We start from the raw sequence: 19507 nt of genomic DNA, 5'->3' as shown, positions 1-19507 counted from the left end.
TTATTTGGTCTCAAACGGGTCGAAGCGAAGGGGGTGCCGTATTCACCGCAGGTAAATGTCCCGGCTCACTGAAGATAAATCGCGGTCGGAAGACGTAGACCAGAGCCGGCATGACAAACAGCGCGCAGAACGCTGAGACGCTCAGCCAGATCGACATAAGCAGCCCCATCTCGGCCTGGAAGCGCAGCGACGATGCCCACCACAGCAAAGTGCTGAGGATCAACACGCTGGCGGTAACGACCACGCCCATCCCGGCGGAATGCAGAGCCCTCTGAATAGCTTGCTCGGGGGTGCAACCGACCGACACCTCTTCCTTGATCCGGTCGACGATGTAGAAGGCATAGTCCACCCCAAGACCAATGCCAAGGGCCGCAACCGGGACGGTGTTGATGTTCATGCCGATACCTTTCCAGGTCATGAAAGAGAAGGTCAGCATGTTGGAAATGAGCACCGGAACCATGAACAGCATGCCGGCCGCAGTGGAGCGATAGACCAGTGTGCACAGCACCGCAAGCACCATCAGCGCCAAGGCAATCGCTTCGATTTGACTGGACAGGATAATTTCGTTGACTGCCGCCATTACTCCGATGACGCCCCCGGCCAGGTGCCACCTCCCTTCACTTAGCGGGTTGTCCGCAATGAACTGTTTGATTCGCGCCACCGCCGTGCGAATGGTCTCGCCCTGGCGGTCTCGGAACATCAGGGTGACTGAGCCGTTGGCGTATTGGTCATCGGAAAAACGCGAGATGTCGCCTGGCTCCGAAACCGAGTCGAGCATGGACATCAGACTGCCGTTGGTTGCCGAACTGTCTCCCAGCTCCAGGTAGCGTGGATTGCCCTCACGCAGGCTGCTGTTTACATGAGGCAAAATATCGGCAATGGAGATCGAGCCACCCACCTCTGGCTGCGCCTCGATGAAGCGCTGGAAACTATTCATTGCATGCAAGGCTTCGCTGCCTTTCACCAGCCCCGGCCGATCATCATCGCCTAACACCACAAACATCCGGTCAACACCTTCAAAGCGTTGGTTAATTGCGGCGGAATCCTGGTTATAGCGCGACTCCGGCCAGAGGACAGGAGAGCCAGGATTGGCGTCACCTATCTTGAGGTTCAGCGAGTACAGCGAGGCGGTGACCACCACCACCAGACTGATACCGAGAACCAGATAACGCGCCCGCGACAAGCAGAGCCAGACACTCAGATCTAGCACTTTGCGCAGCAGCGGCTGACAGTTGATAGGGTGCGCGGCACCGTGCGGCTTGCGGATAAAAGAGAGCAGTACCGGGGTCGTGATCACCGCGCTGACGGTCAGCGTCGCCACCCAAACCACCGCCAACACGGTCAGTTTCTGCAACATTGGAATCGGGCTCAGCGCAACGACGGCCATGCAGGCTGCATCGGCGATCACGCCCAGCATGCCCGGTCGAAACAAATCAGCCAGCGCGACCCGAGCGGCAATTTTCGAGGTGTCGCTATCGACCGGCAACAGTTCGAGTTCATCATCAAAACGGTTAACGATTTGCACCGAATGCGATACCGCTCGCGAGGTTATCAACATGGCGACGACGATAACCAGTGGCTCGAAACTGATGTTCAGCAAGCGGCAAATACCCAAAGCCCACAGTGCGCTGACCACACCGGCCAGCAATGGCAGACTCACCCCGCGCCAGGTTCGCAGCAATATGAATAGCATTATCAGCGTCACCGCCAAGGCGGCCAGAACCAGCTGAATAGTCTCCGGCAGATAGTGATTGACCCACCCGTAGAGGATCGGATCGCCGACTACGCGAATCTTCACGCTACCGTCGTCGACGCGCTGTATCAGACCGCGGATTTGCTCGAACACCTTGGCGTAGTCGACCTGCTGGTCTATGAAATCGACGGTGATCAGCGTCGCCTGCAAGTCTTTTGAAACATAGGCTCCATAGACCAGCGGATTACGCAGTACCGACAGCTTAAGCTCGTTCATCGCCTCGGCATTCGCCGGCAAGTCTGGCCACATCAATGGACGACTTTCAATCCCGGCGGTGGAGGCACGCACTTCCTTGAGCTTCTTGGAGGCCAGCGAAGTAATCTGGTACTGATTGACTGCCGATACTTCGCGCAACCCCAAAGTGACCTTACGTACTTTGTCCAGCAAGGCGAGCTGGAAGATGTCGCCCTCCTCTACTTCAAACATGATGGTGACCATGTTCGACCCGCCAAAGGTGTCTTTGAACTTTTCGTGGGTCTGCACGTATTCGTGGCGCGAGGGCAGCATATCCTCGAACACCGTACGAACTTCAATGTGCAGGGCAAACCAACCCAGAATAGCCGTCAGCAAGAGCAGGCCGCCGGCCACCCAGGCGCGCCGATGGATACAAAATTCGGCTATGCGTTCGATCATGATGTGTTCTCGAATGTAATGGACCAAGGCAGGCTTTAAGGTTTCAAGGGTGACCAGTGCTTACCGTCCCAGCGGCCGATATCAGCCCCGACCAACCAGAGACTCGAGCCGACCGCCAGCGCACGGGTATGCCAGGACAGGTTGTGCTCATCCAGCGTGCCGCTCTTCCAGCTACCGCCGTCACCACTAACCCAACGACCTAATGCACCGCTGGCAAACCATTGGTTTCGATCCGCCGCCCAAAGAATGTCGAACAGGTGATCGCGTACACCCAGATCGACCGTCTCCCATTGCCGGCCTCCGTCTCGTGTAACCAGCAGCGCCCCCTCCAGCCCAACTGCAACGCCATTGCGGGTGTCACGGAACTGCACAGACATCAACGAGTTGGGTACCGGTGCGGCGATCTCCGTCCAGTTTCGACCAAGATCGTCGCCGAGCAGGATGCGACCAAACTCACCGACCACGACTAAATGGCCGCCTTCGAGGATTGCCACATCATTCCAGGCAACATCTTCTTCTTCCCGCAAGCGCTTCCAGCTCTGACCATAATCGCGGCTGAGCAGTAGCGCACCCATCTCACCCGTGGCGATCGCCAAACCGCCTTGAGCGATGCGCACCCGATTAAGTTTGTTGGCGACTTCGGAGCGAGGCACGTCGGTTGCGGAGCTCCAGTGCCGGCCCGTATCCTGGCTGTAGATGATGACGCCGTCATTACCTACCGCTACTGCATGGCCATCGTCCCACACCGCAATGTCTTGCAGAGTACGAGCGGTCGGCGTGGGCAAACGCTCTATGCGGCCATCCGCGGCAAAGGACAGCACCTTACCGTCGGATCCACAGGCCAGAATCTCGCGATTGGGCGACTGGGCCAGACCATAGAAATGATCCCGACGCTCCAGCAGCGGAGGCATTACCGTATTTCCGACCGGTTGCGGTTTGATGAACAGTCCAGCCCATAAAAGGCTAGCGATTATTGTCCATGGCAGCAGTGCTATTAACACTTTGAGGACACGTCCACCTACCCCAGACAGAGACACTGGTAGGGATGAGTCTTGATCGATGTTGATGAGCTTTGACATGGGTTGAGTCCACACGGTTAACGTCTTGTTGTTTTGTTTTGGCTGACAGCACCCGCTACTCAACATTAGGTACATGGCCGAGAGTGGACTATCCCGGCTCTGCTTGGTTTGTCCCCCAAACGCAAGTTAGTGATACTCAGGTTGTGTATTACCGGAATAACCTGGACAACAGGCCTCTTACAGCTTGAAGCGACTAACCAAAATATTCAGGCTATCCGCTGACAACTGCAGGTCCTGGCTACGTTGGTGGACCTGACGGGCACTGCACGAAGCGCTTTCGGCGGAATCGGCGATGGTGACCAGGCTGCGGGAAAGTTGCTCACTGGTTGTGGCCTGCTGCCCGGTTGCCGAGGCGATCTGCTGACTCATGTCACGCACCTGTCCGATCATCTGGGTGATGCGATGCAACGCCTCGCTGGCCTCCTTTGCACTGGCGACATTGACCTGGGAAGTGCCAAGGCTTTTCGCGACCATTTCCACCACAGTGCGCGTGCATTCCTGAATCATCGAGATGTTCCTGCAGACATCCTCAGTCGAGCTGTGCGTGCGCCGCGCCAACGCCCGCACTTCGTCAGCCACTACCGCAAAGCCACGCCCCTGCTCACCAGCCCGCGCCGACTCGATAGCGGCATTAAGCGCCAGGAGGTTGGTCTGCTCAGCGATGTCACGAATCACCGCCACTACGGTGCCGATAGTCTGGCTGGCATCACTCAGCTCCCCGGTCAACGCAGTGACTTGCTCAAGAAGCTGTGCGTCCTTCGCAATTGCCTCACTCAGACTCGCCACTGTCGCCTGTCCTTGTGCCACGGCCAGATCGCCCTCTCGCGTGACCTGAGCGGCCTGCCCCGCATTGTAAGCAACCTCTTCAACCGTAGCCGCCATCTGCTGCATCGCGGCAGCCAACTGACCGACCTCGTCACGCTGGGCATTCACTACCGCCCCGGAGGCACGGCTGTCTTGTTGCAGTTCCTCGGAGGTGCTCTGCAGTTTCTGGCTGGTGCTCTTGATCTCCGACACTAGGTTGGCCATGGAGTCTAGGAAACCATTAAACTCATTGGCGAGGCTCGCCACCTCATCACTGCCCTTGACCGGCAGGCGTAAACGCAAGTCTGCCTCCCCCGCCGACAGTTGTCCGATGGTCTGTACGATGGCACTCAGGGGACGAGACAGCGCCCCGCCAAGCAACAAAATCATGCCGGCAAGCAGTAGCACCGAAAAACTGCCTATCAGCAATAGTTTCAGTGCCAGCGTCTTCACCCCAACCAGCAGGGCAGCGCTAGGCAGCGCAATACCAAACGACCAGGGTGTAGCGGTGTCGCCGATGACGATGGGTACCCCTAGCATAAAAACTTCTTCGCCCATTGCCGGAGAGACAAAACGCAGTGTCAACGGCTCACCCTTGCGCACAGCGTTGATCATGTCCGGCAGGTGTTCGCCGAGGAAGTCCCCCTCCGTCTCAGCCTCAAGACGCCCCACCCGCGTGGGATCGGGATGGGCTACCAGTCTGGTATCGTGGGCGGTCAAGGCAGCCAGGCCCACACCAAGAGGACGCAACTGCGCCACACGTTGTTGCAACTGGTCGGCGTCGAAACCTAGCCCCAAACTGCCCACTACTTGACCGTTCTGGCGTACGGGTATTTGTAGCGCAATCACCGACCACGATGATCCGGCCCCGGGCAAAGGGCGCGGAGAGGAGATAGTCTCGCGCTCAAGTGGCCCCTGCTCCATCGCCCCCAACAACGCATCACGCTGTTGCATCGGTGCCAACTGTATATCCGACCCGCTACGCAACCAGAACACGCCCTCGCTTTTGGCGGAACGTAGCGGCAGCCACCAGGCCGCCTTCACTTGTGCACTGTTATGCAAGAGGAACTCAAGCATTGGGTCTGCGATGCGACTGTCCGGAAGTTGTCCGTCAACCAGTTCGCGGGAGAGCATGTCCGAGGTCATTCGAGCGGCATGCAAGGCTCCGTCAAAGTACCCCATAATTTCGGCGGACTGTTGACGCGCAATCGCCTCGACAGCTACTTGCGCCAGCGCCTCAGTAGAGGCCTTGCTCGAGCTGTAAACCATCGCAACGGTGCTCAGATAGACCAATAAAGTCAGGGGTACAATGGTAAGCAATAGCTTGTTTTTCATTGATAGATTGGCCAGCATGGGGGCTCCCCGGATAATGCGTGGCTGGCCGCTCACCTGCGCGGTTGAATGACAGGTCTTGTCGATGCCTGCTACGAATTGCGCTTGTCGATGCCAAGCGATGATGTATTACAACGCGCTGATGAAGGCATCTATTGCCTTGTGAGCCTTCTTTCTGGATTCGGCGAGGTTGATCTCGCTGTGCGCCATACCTTCTAGCCTGACGTGCTCTACATCCGTTATCCCCATGAAGCCCAAGACTACGTCAATGTAAGGATGCAGATGATCCATGTGGCTCCCGAAATACAGACCGCCACTGCTGCTCAGTACAATGACCTTCTTACCACCGCACATACCCTCATGCTTACCATCAGCCACTTTGTAGTAGGTCTTATCGCTACGGACCACCAAGTCGATCCAGGCTTTTAGCAGCGATGAGACCGAGAAGTTGTACATCGGACTGGCGAGACAGATGACATCCGCCTGCATCACTTCGTCGATCAGTTCATCGGACTTGCTGAGCTTGGGCGCTCTTCCCTTCCCCGGCTCGTCCAGACCATAAAATGCCTTGATGGTGTCTCCATCAAGGTGCGGTAACTGGCTCTCGGCCAGATCACGTGAAATCACCCGCGAATCTGGAAATGCCTCGATCCAGCGATCTTTGAAATAGCGACTCAGCGACCGGCTGTGCGAGCCAAGCTGGCGGGCGCTGGAGTTGATCAGCAACAGGGTTGTCATGGTTGCTCCAATAGCAGCGATTACACCTGTAAATACGCAGAGAAGGTCTGCCCAACCGACCGTAGTCCGATGGGGCAGACCGGTCGATTGCACACTTCAGGTCGGGAGCACTTTCGGCCCGTTCAGCAGATCGAGCGCAACATCGACGATCATGTCTTCCTGGCCACCGACCATCCGCCGCTTGCCCAGTTCTACGAGGATGTCCAGGGTCTTCAGACCATACTTCGCGGCGGCGATTTCAGCGTGGCGCAGGAAGCTTGAATAGACCCCGGCGTAACCCAAAGCGAGAGTCTCTCGGTCGACCCGCACAGGCCGGTCCTGCAGCGGGCGCACGATTTCGTCGGCGGCATCCATAAGCGTGTATAGGTCGGTGCCGTGGTTCCAGCCCAGGCGCTCGGCGGTGGCGATGAACACTTCCAACGGCGCGTTACCGGCCCCAGCCCCCATGCCGGCGAGGCTGGCGTCGATGCGATCGCAACCTTCCTCGACGGCAGTGATCGAGTTCGCCACGCCGAGCGACAAGTTGTGGTGTGCGTGCATGCCGGTTTCGGTTTCCGGCTTCAGCACCGCCTTGAACGCACGGAAACGGTCGCGGATGTCCTGCATGTTCATCGCGCCACCCGAGTCGGCCATGTATACGCATGTCGCGCCGTAGCTTTCCATCATCTTGGCTTGTGCCGCCAACTGCTCGGCCGGGATCATATGGCTCATCATCAGAAAACCGACGGTCTCCATGCCCAGCTCGCGGGCGTACTCGATGTGCTGTTTCGAAACATCGGCTTCGGTGCAATGGGTGGCGATGCGCACCACCCGGGCGCCGGCGTCGTAGGCGGCTTTCAAGTCATGGACAGTGCCAATGCCCGGCAACAGCAAGGTAGTGATCTTGGCGTGAGTGATAACATCGGCGGCAGCCTCGATCCATTCCAGGTCAGTGTGCGCGGCGAAGCCGTAGTTGAAGCTCGACCCTTGCAGACCATCACCGTGGGCGACTTCGATCGAGTCGACCTTGGCCTTGTCCAGGGCGCGGGCAATGTCCTGCACGTTCTGCAACGAATACTGATGGCGCACCGCGTGACTGCCGTCGCGCAGGGTCACGTCAGAGATGTAGAGTTTTTTGCCGGGATTAAAGGTCATATCGGTCTCCTCAGGTGTTCATCATCGACTGCGCCATGCGCTCAGCGGTGGCCAAGGCAGCGGAGGTCATGATGTCGAGGTTGCCGGCATACGCTGGCAGGTAATGGGCGGCGCCTTCAACTTCAAGGAATACCGAAGTCTTCAGCCCGGAGAACTTGCCCAAGCCAGGGATGTTCAGCGGCGCGTCTTCACGGATGACATCGAACTGCACTTTTTGCTTCAAGCGATAGCCTGGCACATAGGCCTGTACGGCTACGGCCATCTCAAGAATGGACGCCTCGACCTCAACCTGATCGACCGCCTCGGACAACACGAATACCGTGTCGCGCATAATCAGCGGCGGCTCGGCCGGGTTCATCACGATGATCGCCTTGCCCTTGGCCGCGCCGCCGATAACTTCGATGGCCTTGGACGTGGTTTCGGTGAATTCGTCGATGTTGGCCCGAGTGCCCGGCCCGGCAGATTTACTGGCGATAGAGGCGACGATTTCTGCGTAGTGCACCTTAGCCACGCGTGAAACGGCGGCAACCATCGGAATGGTCGCCTGACCACCACAGGTGACCATGTTGACATTGAGCTGGCTGAGGTTCTGCTCCAGATTGACCACCGGCACGCAGTACGGGCCGATGGCCGCCGGGGTCAGGTCGATCAAACGAATGCTCGGTTTGATCGAACGCAGAAACGCATCGTTTTTCACGTGGGCACCAGCCGAAGTGGCATCGAATACGAAGTCGATATCCTTGAACACGTCCATGCGTGTTAGGCCTTCGACGCCTTCGTGGGTCACCGCCACGCCCATACGCTGGGCGCGGGCCAGACCATCGGAGGCCGGGTCGATGCCAACCATGACCGCCATTTCCAGGTGTTTGGCGTTACGCAGGATCTTGATCATCAGGTCGGTGCCGATATTGCCGGAACCGACGATGGCGACTTTGAGTTTGTTCATTGTTGTTGCCCCATTTGCACGCAAGTCGCCGATCACTCGGCGCTGAACTGAACACCGACACGACCGATGCCTTCGATCTCGGTCTCAAATCGATCGCCCGCCGCCACCGCCACCATCGGCCCAAGTGCACCGGTCAGAATGATGTCGCCGGCCCGCAGCGGATCGCCCAAGCGCGCCATGGTTTGCGCCAACCACACGGCGGCATTGAGTGGATGGCCAAGGCATTCGGCGCCGCTGCCGCTAGACACTTCTTCGCCATTGCGGGTCATGCGCATGCTGGCTTGGCGCAGGTCCAGGCCATCGAGGCGACGGGCCGGACCGCCGAGCACGAAGCAGCCGCTGGAGGCGTTATCGGCGACGGTATCGACGAAGCGGATGTTCCAGCCCTGCACGCGGCTACCGACGATTTCCAATGCCGGGACGACCCAGCCGGTAGCCGCCATCACATCGGTAAACGTAGTGTCGGCACGCGGTAGATCACGCTCCAGAATCAGCGCAATTTCGGCTTCGATCTTCGGTTGCAGCACGCGGCCCACTGGTATGGTTTCGTTATCGCCATAGCACATGTCAGCGAAGAGTGTGCCAAAGTCCGGCTGATCGACGCCCAGTTGCGCCTGGACCTTGGGATTGGTCAGGCCGATCTTGCGCCCGACCACGCGCCGGCCGCTGGCCACGCCGTGGGCGACATTCAGTCGTTGAATGGTGTACGCAGCCTCGGCACTGTCTTCGCCGATCTGGTCGCGCAGGGGCGCGATGGCTACATTACGGACTTCGGCCTGACGCAGATCGGCGGCGAGCTGTTCCAGGGTGTCTTGAATAAGGTTCATGTCGGCCTCGCTAATTCAGTGAGTCAGGAAGTCCAGGACCATGCGGTTGAAGGTCTCGGCGTGTTCCCACTGAGCCCAGTGGCCGCAACGGTTGAACACGTGCAGTTGTGCATCGGGCAGGCCGGCGAGCAGGCGCAGGCCAGTGTCCATAGGCACGAAACGGTCTTCGCGCCCCCAGACGATCAGAGTTTGAGCTTTGATTTCGTGCAGACGATGGCTGAAATCCGGGAATTGCTTGGGGTTGAGAGTGCTGCTCTTGACGAAGTTCTCCAAATGGTCACGGCGCGAGAGGATGTTGTCCAGGCGGGTCTGGAACAGTTCGTCGGTCATGCTGCTGGCGTCGAAAACGAAGACGCTCATCATCTTCTTCAGGTTCTCGATCGTTGGGTCGCGATACAGCGCGCCGATCAGCTTGATGCCTTCGGTGGGTTGCGGCACGAAGGCGCTTGGGCCGCCAGTACCGCCCCCCATCAGCACCAGCTTGCCAACCCGCTCAGGGTAGGCGAGCGCGAAGGCTACAGTGCTGTGACCGCCCATGGAGTTACCGATGATGTGTACGCGGTCCAGCCCCAGCGCATCAACCAACCCTTTGAGTACCCGGGCGTTGAGGTCCGAGCGCGAGCCGTCGCAGACAACCGGGTCGCTTTTGCTCCAGCCCGGGCAGTCCATCAGGATTACTCGGTAACCAGCGGTCACTAACGATTCAATGTTGCGATGGAAGTTCGCCCAGCCGCTAGCACCCGGGCCAGAGCCGTGCAGCATTACTATGGATTCAGTGCCATGGCCGCAGTCGTTGTAATGGATATTCAGCTCAAGATCACCTGCTTTGATGCGGGCGAAATTGCTGGTGGATGCCTCAGTCATTGCCTGGGTGGTTACCGTCATCTTTTGCTTCCTTCAATCCGGATTTTATGGAGACCTACTCATCGATATGCATCGATGACCGGGCGCTGAGCGCACCAAAGCCAGCGATCCACTCGGGGACTGGCCGGTAGTAACGGGCGTCGGTTTGATAGGGGCCGAATGCAGACAGTGCGGCAAAGGCGGCAACCCACGTTTTAACTTCGTGGGTGGATTTTCCGGCGAGAATGGACAGTTCGTCATTACCAAGCCCATCCAGCTCGGCGAAGCGGCCCCCGCTGAGAATGTCGAGAAACCACTGATCCCACTCAGGGTTAAGTGGATGCAACGAATATTGATTCTCAACAAAACATCGGGCCGCGAGGATCACTCGTTGCTGCCGCGCCTCGCGCTCATCGGCTGGCAGGTTGCGGCCGCTACCCATCAGCCGATCGGCCATACGGGCATCCACGCTGGCCAACTCCGGCACCGGCGGCTGGTGTGACAGGCCGCCAGAGGCAAGGAACAGGACTCTTTTATTCAGCGTCCGGGCAAAAGCCCCGATAGCCTCACCCAGCAGGCGGGCACGCTGGAACCCCGGCAGCGGGATAGCCACCGAGTTGATAAAGACCGGGATCATCGGGCAACGATCCAGACCGCCGAGCAACAGCTCAAGCGGTTGGGCAAAGCCATGATCAACCTGCATGCGATAAGACACCGCTGCATCCACCCCTGCCTCCAACACCGCAGTAGCACAAGCTTCGGCAAGGTCTTTGGGGACGCTGAGCGGCCCTGCAGCAGTGCCGAAATCGCCGATCGCATGCGCTGCCATGCCAATGCAAAATGAAGGCATCACGTCATAGAAAAAACCGTTGTAATGATCCGGCGCAAACAGGATCACCAACTCAGGTGCAAAGCGACTAATGCGTTCGCGGGCTCCCGCCACTACGGCATCGACCTCAGCAAGCACCGCTGGTGACGGATCAACGTGACCGATCAATGGGGTATGCGACATGCATTGCAAGTAGGCGCTCATCTACGACCACCTTGCTCATACGCTAAGGGGTGAGCGTCGAAAATGGCCCGGCAAGGGACTGCCTTGAGCTTGAAAGTAACTTGGTACGTCGCTTCATTCATGAGCGGTCAGCTCCCTAACAGACACTAGTTGCCAACCTTCATTGACAGGCTGACCTAATGGATTTGCATCTCAGGCCAACAAAGCACTTGGTCGACGAACGTTGCTGCGACGACCGATACAAGGTCCCGCCACAGAGATGCAACCATCATAGGAAGTTAATCCAGGGCCGACGCTCCAATGGATAACGCCGTTATCCCGACAGCGCAAAAACTGCATGCCTCGAAGCGATCCGCAACACGAAAAAGTCTCGACCGGCTCAAGTATTTAACGCCAGATGCCATTGCAGTCAGGAACGAAGCAGCACACCGAGCGAGATCTTGGGCTCTCCAGCAACTGTGTGTGCGTGTGCTGAATGATCGAGATATCAGCCGGCGGCTACTCATCCCGAACAACAGCCAAAGGGGGCGGGATAGTCTCTTATGCGTCCAGCAATGGTCGGTTCTCATCACGGGTAGCTGGCAATATGCTGCTGGCGATCAATGCCAGTCGCTGCCCGGGACGCACCAGGCCAGGTGTTTGCCGGATGACCAGAACACCATCGGTATGACAGCGCACGGTGGTGCGCTCACCAATGATGACACTGTCCAGGTGGACCACTTCGGCAATGACCTCGTCTTCATTGACGCTATCGCCGGGACTTTTTTGTAGACCACGATGCCTGCGGCCGGGCAAGGAACATAAGAGGCGGCTACCAATGGATAAGTTTGGATGAGTATTGCCTGATCCTCCAAGCCAACTGCTGCACTGTCATCGACGATATCCTCCCCTCGCCTCAATATGCACGTGTTCGACTTGGAGTCGGCACAGCTCGCCTCGGCAATGCAAAAAGCCGCCAGAAGCCAAGCAAAATCAGCGCCTGATCGCGCGGCGCGCGCAATCACTACCCCATGTGCACGCTGTGCAAATCGGTCTTCAAGCCCTCAGTCTTCAAGGATCTGCAGTTTCTAGGCTTGCGCCTGTTTGACCGGTTGCGGGTGCAACGCCTGGATCCCTCGCAAGGTGTTGCGCACCTGAGCGGACTCAGTCGGATTGGCAAAGCAACGCTGCTGGTGCCATTGGGCCAGCGCCGCCGGGTACGTGCGCATGGTCTTGGCGGTCAAGTGTGCACCATAGGCAGCCGAATAGTGCACCACGCTTGCGCTGGAGGCCGGCAGCAAGCCGCCCCACTCCCCTTCGAAGGGCGGAGGTGATAGCGCTCTACGTCGCTCACCGAACCTCCCGAGTACAGCCTACAATGAAATTACCTGTAGAAACGAAGTTGACGTTCGAGAGCTCAGCATTTTCGAACGTCCGCTTCGCATGAAACTTTCATAGTTCGTCGCATTCTTCGACAGCACTTTCATCTTTCCCGGTACACAATCAATTCGCCTGAGCTCTATGCATACCAGGTATTGTGCTATGTAGAGATTAGTGATCAGAACGCTCTGCGTCGAAACCTGTCGCAATCAGCCCTACCTAATCAGAACTAACCTGTCAGTGTATGGTCACCATCATTGGATCCAAAGTTGACTATATGGAATTTGGCTCGCTAGAAAGAGGCGCACAACATTAGCCCCCGCCAGCGATTCTGGGACGATTTCAGCAGGAGGCTGTATGCCATGATCTCGATCAGAAGCTCTTACCACCCTATTGATGCCGCGATTCTCTGGTGTGACCTTGCTGACCACGAAGACGAGATTTTGCGTGTCGATCTCTCTCAACCTGGTAGCCTGCTCAAGCATTTTCCGCAATGGCCCTTTCTTCACATCTACGCCGAGTGCATCTACGACGCCATCATCAGCGGTGATTTACCCGCGACCTGCTTAGGTCGCCCAATCACCTCGATTAACCAGGTTCATCGTGAGTATTGGTCAATTCGGCGTGCCGATTTGCTGGTTTGGTTTGCCCGGAACTACCCTGATGAAAAGCCCACGTTCTTGTTTTCGCAGAACCTCGATCATTCGGAATGCATCAGCCTCAATGCACATCTAGTGCAGCAAGCAGAACTGGATGCTGCCCAGCGCACTATTGCGAACATGCGCCAAGAGCTGGCCGCAACAGTTGAAGAAATGAGGGCACTCAATTCAGTCAACAATGAGCTATTGGCGCGGCTCGAGGCAAGCGGAATTCCCTCCGACACTTCCGAGGGTATGCACAATACACTTGTCGGCGCAGTGCTGGAGGTCACCATGGGTAAATCGAAGGATGGCCAGGTGCAGTCGATCTACAAGTCGCAGAGCGCTTTGGTCGAAGAAATCACTCGCCGATTTCCTGGTGTTCCCGGCTTGAGCAAAAGTACCCTTGATCGGAGATTTGCCGACGCTCGGCGTCATCTAGGCCAGGTAACACGGGGCTAACTCCATATTGTCAGGCAATGCTCGCCATTGCCTGACAATGTTTTTTCTCCCGCGTCGACCTTCACTGACTGTCACATCCCACTGCGCACCAGAAGGTGCTATGGAGTGACATCATGCAACCCACTAGCCCTGCCCCGCTGCCTGCCGACCGCCACATCATGCGCCGCGATGAAGTGGAACAGAAAACCGGCTTCAAGCGTTCGCACATCTACAACTTGATGAAGGCCGGGTTGTTCCCACAATGCCGGCGGATTGGTACCCGCGCCGTCGGTTGGGACTCGCTGGAAATCGAGCAGTGGGTCCAGGATCGACTGTCGGTCAGGGAGTAGCGTCATGGACGTCCTCTCGCTGATCTCGACCAAGGGCGGCGCCGGTAAAACAACCGTCGCCGCTAACCTGGGCGGTCTACTCGCCGATGCGGGCTTTCGCGTCCTGCTGCTGGATCTGGACAGCCAACCCACGCTGTCCAGCTACTATGCCTTGCGCGAATCTCGTGAGGCCGGCAGCTACGAACTCATCGCACAACGACTCACGGCACCTGAGCAGGTGATTTCCGCCACCGTCATCCCGCAGCTGCATCTGATCGTGTCCAACGATCGCGCCGGGCACATCAGCACGCTGCTGTTGCACGCCGCCGACGGTCGTCTGCGCCTGCGCAACCTGCTGTCGGCTTTCGAGGATCACTACGATGTGCTGATCATCGACACCCAAGGCGCACGCAGTGTCGTCGTGGAGATGGTGATTCTCGCGTCCGACTGCGCCCTGTGCCCAGTCCCGCCGGAAATGCTCGCCGCACGTGAGCTGCGGCGTGGCACGCTGGGGCTGTTCGAAGAATTGGAGCCCTACCGTTACCTGGGTGTCGCGTTGCCGTCGGTGAAGCTGCTGCTCAACCAGGTAAACGCCAATCGCCGTGACACGCGCTTGATCGTGCACAACCTGCAGGCTTCATTCCAAGGCGACCCGCATGTCAGCGTTTGCACCACGGTGATTCCCGACCGTGTTGCCTACCCCAATGCCGCTTCACTGGGCCTGCCGGTGCACCGCGTTGACCCTACTCCACCATCCGGCAGCCGCGGCCCTTGCGGTGCGGCGGTGATGCGCGCGCTGGCCATCGAGTTGTTCCCGCAGTGGGCTGAGCGACTTGTCGACTCGAGCGTGTCTGTGCCCGGCCAACCGTCAGTGGCCAACAGTCGACTCAGTCGTCGCGGCTAATGAGAGGTTTTGTAATGAAGCCACCCACTTCCGAAGACATCACGCGTCAGTTGCAGCAGGCGCATTTTCCGCAGAACCATGGCCGCGACACGACGCCTATGCTGGTCGAGGACATGCCGTTGGTGGTCAGCCTCGAACAATTGCGCCCTTACGAGCTCAATCCGCGGATAGTCCGCAACCCGCTATATGACGAAATCAAAGCCTCAATCCGCGAACGCGGCCTGGACCAGCCGCCGGCGATTACCCGCCGCCCGGATGAGCTGCACTTCATCATCCGCAACGGCGGCAACACACGTTTGAGCATCCTCGGTGAGCTCTGGCAGGAAACCAGAGAGGAGCGATTTTTTCACATCCACTGCCTGTTCCACCCTTGGCAGTCCGAGTCGCACGCCTTGATCGGGCACTTGGCCGAAAGCGATCTACATGGCCAACTCACGTTCATCGAGCGATCCCTCGCGGTGGCAAAACTCAAGGACATGTTGCAGGAGCCGGACGTCCTGCTCACTCAGCGTGAACTGTCAACACGCTTGAGTAAGGGCGGCTACCCAATTTCACAATCGCACATCAGCCGCATGTTCGACACCCTCGAGCACCTGCTGCCGGTCATCCCGCAGGTGTTGTATGCCGGGCTTGGCAAACCCACCATCGTTCGGGTCATCAACCTGCGGCGCCGGGCGGAGTCAATCTGGAACCAGTATTTGGGGGACGTTCCGCAATTCGCGCTGCTGTGGTTTGAAGTGCTGTCGGCCTTTGACAGTGATAAGCCCGAGCTGAGCTGGAGTGAGCTGCAGGATGAACTGATTGCCAGGATGGCAGTGCAGTTAAAGCAGACACCCCGCCTGCTCGCCTTGGAAATGCATCAGGAACCGCATCGTTTACCGCCGCCTGCGGATACGTCTCAGCCTCTCCAGCAGGGCGTAGCAGGCGAGTCCTCCCCCCAGCCAACTGCTATCGAAGATGTAGCAGGAACGGCACATCAATTATCCCCACCTGAGCCGGTGAGCTGCGCGGACAACACCTCTGCACCCGTGGCTCCCCGTCTCCCCAGCATTCGCGAGGCGCTGGGTGATGACGAATCGCTTGCTACGCGGCTGCCAGGCACCGTTGAGGTCGCTCAGCCCTCCCTGGGTTCCGCCTTACCTCTCCCCCCGCTACAGGACGACATTAATGTACTGCGTGAGCGTTGTGCCGCCCTGGCGATTGACCTGGCGACGTATGCCGATGCCAGTGCCATGGTCAAACCGCACACAGACGGCTTGGGGTTCACCTTGGCAATTGAACATGACCAGCAACTGAGCCCGTGCCAAACCGGCATTCAGCTATTGCTATCGGCCCTGCTGCGCCTGCAGGACGACGTGACCTGGCAGCAACGCCAGCAGCTGCCGGCCGCACTGTTTGGCCAACTGCTGATTGGCGCCTACGACCTGCCCTTCCCCGAACGCCCTGCCCTGACCGTGGGCCTTGAACGACTACCCGATGCCCAGCTGGCGCAGTTGTACGCCCTGATCCGCCACGCCCGGCAGTTGATCGACCTGACGCTGTCCTCCACGCGTTGAATGAGGAGTCACCTCATGAGTACGACTTTCAATCTGTTGAACCACGCCATGTTGAACCAGGTGCTGCATGAGCTGCGCCATGGCCGCCTGCAGCGCTGCAAAGCGCTGGGCCTGGCCGACGAAGACATCGAAGTCCTGCAGTCCCTGCCACCGACCACCCTGTCCCACCTGGCGCACTCATCGATCGCCTGGGTTGAAGTCAAGGTCGATATCACCGTGCTACGGCGCCTGATCGTCCAGGCCGAGCGCGACGAGCAGAACGAACGCTTGATCAACCGAGCACTCAAGCTCGGCGCGAGCTCGACCATCATGTACCGCTGTTTCGGCCTGGACCACTCGGAAACGGCGTTGCGTCGCCGTGTGCTGAAGATCGAAACCCACAGGGGCCGCCCGGTCCAGCTCAGTGAAGCCCAGGAGCATGCCGTGTGGAACCGCTGGAGCCAACTGCGGGCGGAAGATCCGGACAACGATCCACTGGACACCATGATGATGCTGGCCGAGGAACAAAACATCAGCCTGACGCTGGTCTGGCAACAGGTCGAACTGTACGGAGGGGCACCATGCTGAGCTTCTACGAAGTGGACTGGCAAGACGTGGTGCGCCAGTGCTACGACGCCCTTCGACGCCGCAATGAATGTGAGGCCACCCAAGCTGCCGCTGTTGCGGAGCCTGCGCTACGAACGATCTACTACGGCGACAACAATCCCTTGCCACAAGCATTGCTCCTCGATCGTCGGCTGACCCCGTTGGAGCGCAACACCTGGCTGGTCCTGCACTGGCTGATCACCGAGCGCCAGATCAAAACGCCCCGCTATCACGACCTGCAGCCCTACTTGGCCACTAGCCCCTGTGGGACCCAGGCGTCGCGCGAGACCATCGCCCGCGCATTGAACGTCCTGCGTACGACCCGCTGGCTCAGCCTGGTCGACCGTTCGCGCGACGCCCAAGGCTGCCTGCGCGGTTGCGTCTACGTGCTGCACGGCGATCCGTTGACGGCGGCCGAACAGCTTGAGCTGGACAGTGGCTACGTGGGGCTACTGCTGCAGAACCTCTTCCATGCCACCAAGGGGGTGCGTGATGTGACGCAGCATGTGCTGGCCGAAATTCAAGCCGACCCGCACGTCGCCCAGAGCGACAAGGACAAGCTGGGCTCACTGCCGCCGGCACAGCAACAAACGCTGCCGCTGATGAACGAAAGCGCGCAAGCGCAACATTCCGAACCTGGTCTGCGCCACCCCGTTCGGAATGCTCACACCTCGGCCACCGATCCCGAACCCTGCGGCAAGGCACCGGTTTCGGCTGTGGTTCGGAATCCCGACGCCGGCCGTACAGTACAGAAAGACCAAAGCAAAAAAAGTACAGTACTGGCGCAGGTCGAGTTTGGCCGAGCACGGTGGCCTGAGGATTTACCCTTGAATCCGACCGAGCGGCGCATGGCCTCGCAGGCAATGCGCCAGCTCGAGCCGGAACAGCAACAAGCGGTGATCAATGAAGCGGCGGTGCGCTGCGCCCGCGGTGAGATCCGAAAACCCGTCGCCTACCTGATGGGCTTGATCAAACGTGCCTGCCAAGGCGAGTTCACCCTGTGGGCGGCCCGCGCAGAGGCAACGACCGCCACGACCGCACCGTCGCTCGCACCGAAGGCCATGCCAGCGCAGCCACCCGGTGAGCGACCCAAGCGCGGTGGTCAGCGCACTGCCTCGCCACTCGCCCTCTCCTGCCTGGAGGAACTGAAGCAACGCTGCCGAGGTTCGCTTGCGCCTACCTAGGAGTGGATCTCGGTGGATTTGATGCCCATGCCATTGAATCCAAGGAGGTCCACCGCCTGAAATTACGAGCGGACCACCTTCGCGTTGATCCGCGTCCAATTGCACGGATAGGCCCATCGTCGGCGTCATTCCGACGGCGAGGTACTGGCGATGACCGATCACTACCAGCTCAACCTGGGCTCCCTGCGCAGCAGCATCACCCTCACCCTACACACCCACCATGCGGCGCGGCTGTGGCAAGGCCGCATGGGCCGCGAAGGGGTACACTCGATCATGGGCATGCCTGGTTACATCGGCGTCACCAACCTGCTCAAGCACGCCAGCAGCCAGGATGACCCCTTCGCCGACTGGTTCATGCTGCAACTGGAGGACAAGCTGCTGCAGGCCAAGGCCGAACTGCGCGCGCTGACCAAGCAGGTCAGTCGAGTGGAGCGCGCCCTGCCGACCCAAGTCGATATCGGCGACAACCTCAATATCCATCCCGTCACCCTCCCCCTGTTCATCGGCAGCCAGCTGGGCTTTCTCGCGGTCTACCTGCTGACCGACTACGACGCCCTGGTGCGCCGCGTTCTGCTCGCCCACCACACAGCCTTAATCGGCCGCCCCGACATGGAAAACTGGATCGATCGCGGCGCCCACGAGCTGCGCAGCCTGTTCGGTCTGGCCCAGCGCTATCGCCTGGCGGGGGTCAATCGGGATGACATGGCCGCCAACAACGCCCGCGCCCGTGAAGCGATCGACAAGTTCGGCACGCCCCCACGCAAGATCCTCGAAGGCAGCCACCGCTCCCAATTCGCCCCACCCATCACACGGAGCCAGACCACGTCGGATCCCGATGAGCCGAATCAACCTGCCCTGCCGGAGGCCGAGGCACAACCTACACCGGAAGTCCCGGATGAAGGGGGTGAGGCATGACACTGGCCGATGCAATTGCCCGGCGGTTGTCAGCGGATGCCTATCGCGAGTTCGCACAAGGTGCCTCCCTAAAAGGCCTTTTAAAGCCTTTTAAGGGTAAGGGGGAGCTGCAGCAGTTCGCCAACACGATCCTGCGCATGCGTACTCAGGTCGCCGAATTGATGGCGGTGATGCTGGCGATCATGGCGCAGCCCCCCTTCTCGCTGCTGGAGCTGCGACTGGTCGTCCAGCACAGCGCGACGGGCACCGACTTCCTGCGCTGGCGCAGTCCGGACTTTCAGCGCATGGGCGTGCAGGTGTGGCAGGAAGCGGTGGTTCATCCGCATTTGCACCCTGAGCTACGGCAGGCGTTGTATCAGCTGGAGACCAACCGCGTGGTGCTGAACCTGCAGATGAGCAGCCTGCAGTCGCTGTATCGCCAGGCCGTCGCCGGTGCCAGCAAGCTCGAGGCCGCCGAGCTCGCCATTACCCGCTTCCCCACCGAGGAGTGACCCG

Annotated in this window: 19 protein-coding genes and 1 pseudogene; 9 read left to right on the top strand and 11 right to left on the bottom strand. The window is 59.1% G+C overall.

Annotated features, from left to right (window positions below):
* Positions 1 to 10: 10 nt before the first annotated feature.
* From OGV19_RS08650 to mhpB, 10 genes and pseudogenes are all read right to left on the bottom strand, one after another.
* Entirely contained in the window at positions 11 to 2386 is a 2376-nt protein-coding gene (locus OGV19_RS08650) for an efflux RND transporter permease subunit (protein ID WP_264313005.1), read from the bottom strand.
* Between the two features lie 35 nt (positions 2387 to 2421).
* Positions 2422 to 3465, bottom strand: coding sequence for a WD40/YVTN/BNR-like repeat-containing protein (locus OGV19_RS08645; protein WP_264313004.1), 1044 nt, complete (start codon positions 3463 to 3465; stop codon positions 2422 to 2424).
* A gap of 177 nt (positions 3466 to 3642) precedes the next feature.
* The gene (locus OGV19_RS27760; protein WP_413470131.1) at positions 3643 to 4494 is read right to left on the bottom strand and encodes a methyl-accepting chemotaxis protein; all 852 of its coding nucleotides are present in this window, start codon (positions 4492 to 4494) and stop codon (positions 3643 to 3645) included.
* Positions 4495 to 4506: 12 nt separating this feature from the next.
* Positions 4507 to 4659 (bottom strand): annotated as a pseudogene (locus OGV19_RS27755) (HAMP domain-containing protein); the annotation flags it as partial.
* 1071 nt (positions 4660 to 5730) lie between these two features.
* Complete coding sequence (locus tag OGV19_RS08635; protein WP_264313002.1) at positions 5731 to 6339, bottom strand: FMN-dependent NADH-azoreductase; 609 nt, start codon at positions 6337 to 6339, stop codon at positions 5731 to 5733.
* 96 nt (positions 6340 to 6435) lie between these two features.
* Complete coding sequence (gene dmpG, locus OGV19_RS08630; protein ID WP_264313001.1) at positions 6436 to 7473, bottom strand: 4-hydroxy-2-oxovalerate aldolase; 1038 nt, start codon at positions 7471 to 7473, stop codon at positions 6436 to 6438.
* 10 nt (positions 7474 to 7483) lie between these two features.
* A complete protein-coding gene (locus OGV19_RS08625) occupies positions 7484 to 8419 on the bottom strand; it encodes an acetaldehyde dehydrogenase (acetylating) (protein WP_264313000.1) in 936 nt (311 codons plus the stop codon).
* A 32-nt stretch (positions 8420 to 8451) separates the two neighbouring features.
* The gene (mhpD, locus tag OGV19_RS08620; protein ID WP_264312999.1) at positions 8452 to 9246 is read right to left on the bottom strand and encodes a 2-keto-4-pentenoate hydratase; all 795 of its coding nucleotides are present in this window, start codon (positions 9244 to 9246) and stop codon (positions 8452 to 8454) included.
* 15 nt (positions 9247 to 9261) lie between these two features.
* Entirely contained in the window at positions 9262 to 10131 is an 870-nt protein-coding gene (locus tag OGV19_RS08615) for an alpha/beta fold hydrolase (protein WP_264312998.1), read from the bottom strand.
* A gap of 34 nt (positions 10132 to 10165) precedes the next feature.
* Complete coding sequence (gene mhpB, locus OGV19_RS08610; RefSeq protein ID WP_264312997.1) at positions 10166 to 11122, bottom strand: 3-carboxyethylcatechol 2,3-dioxygenase; 957 nt, start codon at positions 11120 to 11122, stop codon at positions 10166 to 10168.
* Positions 11123 to 11401: 279 nt separating this feature from the next.
* Between mhpB and OGV19_RS08605 the strand changes: the two genes are divergently transcribed.
* Entirely contained in the window at positions 11402 to 11872 is a 471-nt protein-coding gene (locus tag OGV19_RS08605; protein ID WP_264312996.1) for a hypothetical protein, read from the top strand.
* 296 nt (positions 11873 to 12168) lie between these two features.
* Here the strand turns inward: OGV19_RS08605 and OGV19_RS08600 are convergent, their stop codons facing one another.
* On the bottom strand, positions 12169 to 12381 hold the full coding sequence (locus OGV19_RS08600) for a hypothetical protein (RefSeq protein WP_264312995.1): 213 nt from the start codon (positions 12379 to 12381) through the stop codon (positions 12169 to 12171).
* 441 nt (positions 12382 to 12822) lie between these two features.
* Between OGV19_RS08600 and OGV19_RS08595 the strand changes: the two genes are divergently transcribed.
* The 8 genes from OGV19_RS08595 to OGV19_RS08560 all read left to right on the top strand — a co-directional run bounded on the left by OGV19_RS08595 (position 12823) and on the right by OGV19_RS08560 (position 19503).
* On the top strand, positions 12823 to 13560 hold the full coding sequence (locus OGV19_RS08595; protein WP_264312994.1) for a hypothetical protein: 738 nt from the start codon (positions 12823 to 12825) through the stop codon (positions 13558 to 13560).
* A gap of 113 nt (positions 13561 to 13673) precedes the next feature.
* A complete protein-coding gene (locus OGV19_RS08590) occupies positions 13674 to 13889 on the top strand; it encodes an AlpA family transcriptional regulator (protein WP_264312993.1) in 216 nt (71 codons plus the stop codon).
* A 4-nt stretch (positions 13890 to 13893) separates the two neighbouring features.
* The gene (locus tag OGV19_RS08585; RefSeq protein WP_264312992.1) at positions 13894 to 14772 is read left to right on the top strand and encodes a ParA family protein; all 879 of its coding nucleotides are present in this window, start codon (positions 13894 to 13896) and stop codon (positions 14770 to 14772) included.
* A 14-nt stretch (positions 14773 to 14786) separates the two neighbouring features.
* Positions 14787 to 16328, top strand: coding sequence for a ParB family protein (locus OGV19_RS08580; RefSeq protein ID WP_264312991.1), 1542 nt, complete (start codon positions 14787 to 14789; stop codon positions 16326 to 16328).
* A 15-nt stretch (positions 16329 to 16343) separates the two neighbouring features.
* The gene (locus OGV19_RS08575) at positions 16344 to 16895 is read left to right on the top strand and encodes a DUF2857 domain-containing protein (protein WP_264312990.1); all 552 of its coding nucleotides are present in this window, start codon (positions 16344 to 16346) and stop codon (positions 16893 to 16895) included.
* Complete coding sequence (locus tag OGV19_RS08570; RefSeq protein WP_264312989.1) at positions 16889 to 18097, top strand: STY4528 family pathogenicity island replication protein; 1209 nt, start codon at positions 16889 to 16891, stop codon at positions 18095 to 18097. Before OGV19_RS08575 ends, OGV19_RS08570 begins: the two co-directional genes overlap by 7 nt.
* A gap of 150 nt (positions 18098 to 18247) precedes the next feature.
* Positions 18248 to 19012: a PFL_4669 family integrating conjugative element protein gene (locus tag OGV19_RS08565; protein WP_264312988.1), complete on the top strand. Its 765-nt coding sequence runs from the start codon at positions 18248 to 18250 to the stop codon at positions 19010 to 19012.
* Positions 19009 to 19503: a DUF3158 family protein gene (locus OGV19_RS08560; RefSeq protein ID WP_264312987.1), complete on the top strand. Its 495-nt coding sequence runs from the start codon at positions 19009 to 19011 to the stop codon at positions 19501 to 19503. The genes OGV19_RS08565 and OGV19_RS08560 overlap by 4 nt, the downstream gene beginning before the upstream one ends.
* The last annotated feature ends 4 nt before the right edge of the window (positions 19504 to 19507 follow it).

Origin of the sequence: Pseudomonas putida (assembly GCF_025905425.1) — a bacterium.
GTDB lineage: Bacteria > Pseudomonadota > Gammaproteobacteria > Pseudomonadales > Pseudomonadaceae > Aquipseudomonas > Aquipseudomonas putida_AF.
The sequence above is the reverse complement of the archived record's forward strand: the minus strand, read 5'-3'. Positions and strand labels throughout refer to the sequence as shown.